The sequence below is a fragment of the Bacteroides sp. L10-4 genome (genome assembly GCF_013373675.1).
Taxonomy (GTDB): Bacteria; Bacteroidota; Bacteroidia; order Bacteroidales; family Bacteroidaceae; genus Bacteroides; species Bacteroides muris.
Genome location: NZ_JABXJH010000097.1, coordinates 1 through 7741, shown reverse-complemented (window position 1 = coordinate 7741; position 7741 = coordinate 1). Strand labels below are relative to the sequence as shown.

The window sequence follows — 7741 nt, the reverse complement described above, 5'->3', positions numbered from 1 at the left end:
GATTCTGAAACATGGAAGAAAGGCAAAGTCGCTTGTCAAATATGGATTGGAAGAGATTTCGACCATACTTATGCGTCCGACTTATACCCCAAAATTCGATGTTTTCAAATTTTTGTCATGTACTTAACTGCAGCTTATTAATATCGTGTTTGCAAGAAATTAATATTTTGCAAACACGATATTAATTTTCTATTTTTGCACTTATTTTTTCATTTAATGCATAAATTTTAATCGTTACAAAGGATGATGACATCACCCCAACCCACTTCCAAAGGTTTCAACAGAGCCTTTTGGGTAAGTAGTACAGTAGAACTGTTCGAACGCATGGCATATTATGCCGTATTTATTATTCTTACCATTTATCTTTCCAACATTTTAGGTTTCAATGATTTTGAGTCAAGCATGATTTCCGGCTTGTTTTCGGGAGGACTCTATCTGTTGCCTATCTTTACGGGCGCATATGCCGATAAGATAGGTTTCCGAAAGTCAATGATTATTGCTTTCTCATTACTATCCATCGGATATTTGGGCTTGGGACTGCTTCCTACCCTGCTGGAAGCTGCCGGTCTGGTGAAGTATGGTGAGATAACCCGTTTTTCCGGATTGCCAGACAGTAATGACCGCTGGATGATTGTCCCTGTATTGTTTGTTATCATGGTGGGAGGTTCGTTCATCAAGTCTATTATATCGGGATCGGTGGCTAAGGAAACAACAGAGGCTACCCGTGCACGCGGTTATTCCATCTTCTATATGATGGTGAATATAGGCGCATTTACCGGGAAAACGGTGGTCGATCCTCTACGGAATGTTATCGGTGAGCAAGCTTATATTTATATCAATTACTTCTCGGCTGTCATGACGTTGTTAGCATTATCGGCTGTCATCTTATTGTATAAATCGGCACATACAGCAGGTGAAGGAAAAAGCATGCGTGAAATTGGACAAGGCTTTCTGCGTATTATCACTAATTGGCGTTTGCTGATTCTTATTCTCATCGTAACCGGTTTTTGGATGGTGCAGCAACAACTCTATGCAACTATGCCCAAATATGTCATCCGTATGGCGGGTGAAACGGCCAAACCGGGGTGGATAGCCAATGTAAACCCGTTTGTAGTGGTTTGCTGCGTAAGCTTTATTACTCGATGGATGGCAAAACGCACCGCAATTACTTCCATGAATATAGGCATGTTTCTTATTCCGGTATCGGCATTACTGATGGCATGCGGTAATTTGTTGGGTAATGACATTATTGCCGGCATGAGTAATATTACTTTAATGATGGTACTTGGCATTGTAGTACAGGCTTTGGCTGAATGTTTCATTTCACCACGTTATCTGGAATACTTCTCTTTGCAAGCCCCCAAGGGCGAAGAAGGCATGTACCTTGGTTTCAGTCATCTTCATTCATTCCTCTCTTCTATTTTGGGGTTTGGTATTGCGGGGGTACTTCTGACAAAATATTGTCCTGACCCAAGCTTGTTTGAAACCCGCGAAGCATGGGAAGCAGCCAGTGTCAATGCACATTATATTTGGTATTATTTCGCTGCTATAGGATTGGTTGCAGCAATAGCATTATTCGTTTTTGCCAAAACGACCGAATTCATCGACAAAAAGAAGAAGGCATAAGGGGCATGTATTGCATACTTTTTGTATATTTGCCGTCACTTTTTTTAAAAGTGACGGTTTTTTTGTAATTAAGGAGATTAGGATGAAAGTAAAATTTATAAGCCTTGCCAGTGGAAGCAGTGGCAACTGCTATTATATAGGTACAGAAAAATATGGAATACTCATCGACGCCGGCATTGCAGTACGGACGATAAAAAAAGGACTCAAGGAAGCAGGTATCAGCATGGAAATGATACGTGCGGTATTTGTTACGCACGACCATGCAGATCATATTAAAGCGGTAGGCGGACTGGGTGAAAAGCAGAATATTCCTATTTATACAACTGCCCAGATTCATAAGGGTATCAACCGGAGCTATTGCATGACGGAAAAGTTATATTCGTCTGTCCGTTATCTGGAAAAGCAGCAACCCATGCAGTTGGAAGACTTTCATATCGAATCTTTCGAAGTACCTCATGACGGCACGGACAATGTGGGCTATTGTATTGAGATAGACGGAAAGGTCTTTGCTTTTCTTACAGATCTTGGTGAAATCACTCCTACAGCTGCAGAATATATCAAAAAGGCCAATTATCTGATATTGGAAGCCAACTACGATGAGGAGATGTTACGTATGGGTACCTATCCCCAATACCTGAAAGAACGTATTACCAGCCGTACCGGGCACATGAGCAATATTGCTACTGCCGAATTCCTTTCGGAAAATATGACGGAGCATTTACAGTATATTTGGCTTTGCCATTTGAGCAAGGACAATAACCATCCAGAATTGGCCTATAAGACAGTGGAATGGAAGTTAAGGGAAAAAGGAATTATCGTAGGAAAGGATGTGCAGTTATGCGCTTTGAAGCGTACAACTCCTTCTGATTTATATGAGTTTGAATAAAAAATCTCATTTCATCGCAAAAAATACTTCAATTTATTTGCATGAATAAAATAAAAGGATTACTTTTGCACCCGCAAATAAGAAATGCACTCTTAGCTCAGTTGGTAGAGCAACTGACTCTTAATCAGTGGGTCCAGGGTTCGAATCCCTGAGGGTGTACATAACAAAAAAAGGAACAACATTAGTTGTTCCTTTTTTTGTTATGTATCCATATTTCTTTATATTTGCGTACTCATTTATATTTCTAAGACTAAAAGAAACACAATATGGGAAAAGATTCAAAGCAGATAGTGGTTCTCCTGGCGCATCCTAATATCAAAGAATCGCAGGCAAACAAGGCGTTGATAGAGGCTGTACATGAAAGAAGTGGCCATATACAAATTGCATGAAATGCGTAATGAAGATATCCGCTGTCCATATAATTAAAACACTTATACAAAACTATCATGTTACGTAAAATCAGACTGGCCTTTGCAACGCTTTGTTTTGCACTCATTACCTTGTTGTTCCTTGATTTCACGGGAATGCTGCACGGATGGTTCGGATGGCTAGCCAAAATCCAGTTCTTACCGGCAGTATTGGCGTTGAACGTAGGAGTAGTATTATTTCTTGTAATTCTTACATTGATATGTGGGCGTGTCTATTGTTCCGTTATCTGCCCGTTGGGGATACTTCAGGATGTAATGGCTTGGATAGGCAGGAAGTTTAAGAAACGTAAAAAACTCCCCTACTCCTATTCTCCGGCAATGTCATGGTTACGTTATGGAATGCTGGGAATATTCATTATTGCCTTGGTTGCCGGATTCAGTTCGTTGGCGGCTTTGCTGGCACCTTACAGTTCATATGGGCGCATAGCCAACAATTTTTTCCAGCCGTTGTGGCAATGGAGTAACAACCTGCTCGCCTATTTTGCAGAACGTGCCGGCAGTTATGCCTTTTATGAAACAGATGTGTGGTTGAAAAGCTGGTCTACCTTTATTATTGCTGTTGCCACTTTCGTAGTGCTTGCCGTTTTGGCAGGACGAAACGGACGTACTTACTGCAATACGATTTGTCCTGTAGGAACTGTGCTAGGTTTCCTTTCACGTTATTCTTTTTTCCGTATTATGATAGAGCCGGATAAATGTAATGAATGCAGTTTGTGTGCCCGTAATTGCAAAGCGGCTTGTATTGATATTAAGGAGCATAAGGTTGATGCCAGCCGTTGCGTAACTTGCATGAACTGTATAGACAAGTGCAGCCATGGAGCTATCTCCTATACGACTCCGAAGAAAGTTCCGAAACAAATGAACGAGACTCGTCGTCGTTTCTTTACAGTCACTGCTCTGGTAGCGGTCAACTCTGTTTTGAAAGCACAAAAAAAGAAAGGGGACGGTGGATTGGCAACCATTGAAGATAAGAAAATTCCGGAGCGTAGCACTCCTATCGTCCCTCCAGGTTCATTGGGCATACGCCATTTGACACAACATTGTACAGCTTGCCAACTCTGTGTATCGGTTTGTCCCAATCAAGTGCTTCGGCCATCTGCAGACTTAATGAAACTAATGCAGCCGGAAATGGCCTACGAGCGCGGCTATTGCAGACCGGAGTGTACAAAGTGTTCCGAAGTGTGTCCCGCAGGTGCCATTCGTCCAATAACCAAAGCTGATAAATCTTCCATTCAGATAGGACATGCCGTGTGGGTGAAAAAGAACTGTATACCATTGACCGACGGAATGGAATGTGGCAATTGTGCCCGCCATTGTCCGGTAGCTGCCATACAAATGGTACCGAGCAGTCCGGAAGATGAGAATTCTCCGAAAATCCCGGTTGTCAATGTAGAGCGCTGCATCGGCTGTGGTGCGTGCGAAAATCTTTGCCCTGCCCGTCCCTTCAGTGCCATCTATGTGGAAGGGCATGAAAGACACAGGATTGTATAAATATCTGTAATATTGGTGAATATGGAAGAACGTCATAAAAGCATGAGTCGCCGTGATTTTTTGAAGATTGTAGGTATCACGGCTACAACATCTGCCACCGCCTTGTATGGTTGCAGTTCTAAAGAAGGAAGTGATACAAGTAACAATATCTTGGGACCGGTTCCGACGGATAAGATAACCTATCGTAGTTTTCCCGGTTTAGGAAGTGACAAAGTTTCTATTTTAGGATATGGCTGTATGCGCTGGCCTACCATTCCTGCTCCGGATGGAAAAGGGGAAATGATAGACCAGGATGCCGTAAACGAACTGGTGGATTATGCCATTGCACATGGTGTGAATTATTTCGATACGTCTCCGATGTATGTACAAGGATGGAGTGAGAAGTCTACGGGAATAGCTCTGAAGCACCACCCGCGCGAATCGTTCTATCTTGCTACTAAACTATCCAATTTTCATCCTGATACTTGGACTCGTGAGGGGTCTATCGCCATGTACCGTAAGTCGTTCGAGGATATGCAAGTAGACTATATAGACTACTATCTGCTACACATGATTGGTGGCGGTGGCATGAAGCAATTCCACAAGCGCTATATAGACAACGGTATGATTGATTTTCTTGTAAAGGAGCGTGAAGCAGGACGCATCCGTCACTTGGGATGGTCGTTCCACGGTGATATCGAAGTCTATGACTATGCCTTGCAGATGCATGACCGTGGTGAAGTACATTGGGACTTTGTACAAATACAATTGAATTATGTAGACTGGAAACATGCTTCGGGCAGCAACTTCAAAGCAGAATATCTGTATGATGAGCTGGCAAAACGTAATATCCCTGCTGTCATTATGGAACCTCTGCTGGGTGGACGGCTCTCCAACGTCCCTGACCATATTGTGGCACGGCTGAAGCAGCGCGAGCCCGAACGCAGTGTGGCTTCTTGGGCATTCCGCTATGCCGGTTCTCCTCAAGATGTACTGACAGTGCTGAGCGGCATGACTTATATGGAACACTTGCAGGACAACATCCGTACTTACTCTCCATTAGTACCACTCACAGAAGAGGAAATTCAGTATCTGTATGCTACGGCCGATTTGATGATGGAGTACCCCACCATACCTTGCAACAACTGCAAGTACTGCATGCCTTGCCCGTATGGGATTGACATTCCTGCCATCTTGATACATTATAATAAATGTGTCAATGAAGGAAATGTGCCGGAAAGCTGTCAGGATGAGAATTATCGGAAAGCACGCCGTGCTTTTCTCATAGGATATGACAGAAGTGTACCCAAACTGAGGCAGGCCGACCATTGTAGCGGGTGCAACCAGTGTTCTCCGCATTGCCCACAAACGATTGATATTCCCAAAGAATTGCATCGTATTGACAAATTTGTAGAACAGTTGAAACAAGAGACTTTATAAAATGGAGAGCATCATTGACATACTGCACAAGGGCGGATACTCTTGTGTTATGAAAAACCGAGAGGAAATTCGTACTTGCACCCAACGTGGAGTGGCAGATTTGTATGATTTGTATCAGGCAGATTCTGCATTTATGAAGGGGGCTGCCATTGCCGATAAAGTTATAGGAAAAGGTGCCGCAGCTTTGATGGTATTGGGAGGGTTTAAAACGGTCTATGCGGATATAATTAGTACTCCTGCGCTGGCATTGCTGTGTGAGGCAGGAATTGAAACGAGTTTTGCCCAAGAGGTTCCTCATATCATTAACCGTGACAAGACTGGCTGGTGCCCGTTGGAAGCGGCTTGCATGGAGCTGAGTACGATAGAGGAGATGTATCCGGTGATTCAGAATTTTATGTCAAGAATCAGGGCAAAATAGTAACAGCTTGCTCTTTTTCCCTGACCTTTCTCCTTCGGCATCTTGAAGTCATCCTTGCGCATACCGATACCGTCCAGTGTGCGGTTTTCATTGTGGCCGTTCGGGAAGAGATGCCGGTTGTCATCAAAATATTTTTTTCATGACCTGAAGTGTATGTCAGAGCTGAAGTGACATGTTGTTCTTGAAACATATCTATCAGATAGAACAAAAGTTCCTGATTGTCAAACAATTTCTTTATATCTCCAAAAAACTTCATTGATATTAAATCTAAATCCGGTTTGGTGTTTACAATGGCTATTGACTTTTTAGTAATCCATGGCAATGACCCGTTTGCCACGAAAGAGTTGGCTTTCATGTATCTGGTAGTGTGCCGTGTGATGTATATCATAGGTCCGGGCAAGTTTGCCTTTGACCGCTGAATAGGAAAAGCTCTTTCCAAAAGGCTCGTAAATAGACACTTCCGTCTTACTGAAAACAGATTTTAAGCTCAAATAGTATGTATTTTCATAAAAAATCCTATATTTGCGGATGCTTAAAATAACTCGATGAGCTATAAAGCTAATTAAACACAGTAAAATAAAAAGAGTGATTATGAAAAAGTTCAATTTAAAGATGGTTGCGACCGTAATGATTTGCGGCTCGTTTCTTTTCAGTTCTTGTATCGGTTCTTTTGGACTGCACAGTAAACTGGTCAGCTGGAATCAAGGTATTGGTACCAAGTTTGTAAACGAACTGGTTTATCTGGCATTCAATATTATTCCGGTATATGGCGTTTGCTATCTGGCCGATGCATTGGTCATCAACTCCATCGAATTCTGGAGTGGTTCAAATCCTATGGCCAGCATTGGTGATGTAAAGAAAGTGAAAGGCGAAAACGGTGACTATCTGGTAGAAACACTTGAAAACGGCTATTCTATCACCAAGGAAGGTGAAACAGCTTCTATGGAACTCATTTACAACAAAGAGTTGAATACTTGGAATGTTGTTGCCGATGGTGTCAGCACAGAGTTGCTGCAAATGAACAATGACGGCACTGCACAAATGACCCTTCCGAACGGTGAGGAAATGACTGTGACGCTGGATGCTCAAGGTGTGGCAACAGCACGTCAGGCTACAATGATTGACAACTATTACGCCTTTAAGTAATGGATAAATGACGATGGATGAATAATAATGGGTAGTTAACTGCGTATATTTATACCCATTATTAATTAGGGATATTCAGTAAATGTCTCTAAAAAATAAGATGGCATATGAAGTGATTATGTGATTATGGTCTATCCTCTTCATATGCCATTATTATTGTCATTTTTTCGTGCTTTCTCACATAATTTTATCGGGCAGGACATGACGCTCCGGAAGAAGTCCGATGCCCTCTTCTGCCCCTTGTGAATAAAATCATGTCATGCTGCTTTAGCCGTTTTGTTCCTGATTTTTTCTATCATCAGTACTGCATTTGCCGTATGTATTCCG

General features: G+C 42.3%; 6 protein-coding genes, 1 tRNA gene and 3 pseudogenes. All 10 read left to right on the top strand.

Features of this window, described 5'->3' with window-relative positions:
- Window positions 1-127: pseudogene (locus tag HU824_RS18615) on the top strand (IS4 family transposase); the annotation flags it as partial.
- Window positions 128-243: 116 nt separating this feature from the next.
- The gene (locus tag HU824_RS18610) at window positions 244-1626 is read left to right on the top strand and encodes a peptide MFS transporter (protein ID WP_136010149.1); all 1383 of its coding nucleotides are present in this window, start codon (window positions 244-246) and stop codon (window positions 1624-1626) included.
- An 82-nt stretch (window positions 1627-1708) separates the two neighbouring features.
- The gene (locus HU824_RS18605) at window positions 1709-2512 is read left to right on the top strand and encodes an MBL fold metallo-hydrolase (protein WP_136010150.1); all 804 of its coding nucleotides are present in this window, start codon (window positions 1709-1711) and stop codon (window positions 2510-2512) included.
- Window positions 2513-2598: 86 nt separating this feature from the next.
- Window positions 2599-2671: transfer RNA gene (locus HU824_RS18600), tRNA-Lys, on the top strand.
- A gap of 107 nt (window positions 2672-2778) precedes the next feature.
- Window positions 2779-2905 (top strand): annotated as a pseudogene (locus HU824_RS18595) (flavodoxin family protein); the annotation flags it as partial.
- A 53-nt stretch (window positions 2906-2958) separates the two neighbouring features.
- Entirely contained in the window at window positions 2959-4431 is a 1473-nt protein-coding gene (locus HU824_RS18590) for a 4Fe-4S binding protein (RefSeq protein WP_176469662.1), read from the top strand.
- 21 nt (window positions 4432-4452) lie between these two features.
- The gene (locus tag HU824_RS18585; RefSeq protein ID WP_176469661.1) at window positions 4453-5850 is read left to right on the top strand and encodes an aldo/keto reductase; all 1398 of its coding nucleotides are present in this window, start codon (window positions 4453-4455) and stop codon (window positions 5848-5850) included.
- Window position 5851: 1 nt separating this feature from the next.
- Complete coding sequence (locus tag HU824_RS18580; RefSeq protein WP_176469660.1) at window positions 5852-6268, top strand: DUF1893 domain-containing protein; 417 nt, start codon at window positions 5852-5854, stop codon at window positions 6266-6268.
- 278 nt (window positions 6269-6546) lie between these two features.
- Window positions 6547-6687, top strand: a pseudogene (locus HU824_RS18575) (DoxX family protein); the annotation flags it as partial.
- A gap of 172 nt (window positions 6688-6859) precedes the next feature.
- Complete coding sequence (locus tag HU824_RS18570; RefSeq protein ID WP_176469659.1) at window positions 6860-7414, top strand: DUF3332 domain-containing protein; 555 nt, start codon at window positions 6860-6862, stop codon at window positions 7412-7414.
- Window positions 7415-7741 lie beyond the last annotated feature (327 nt).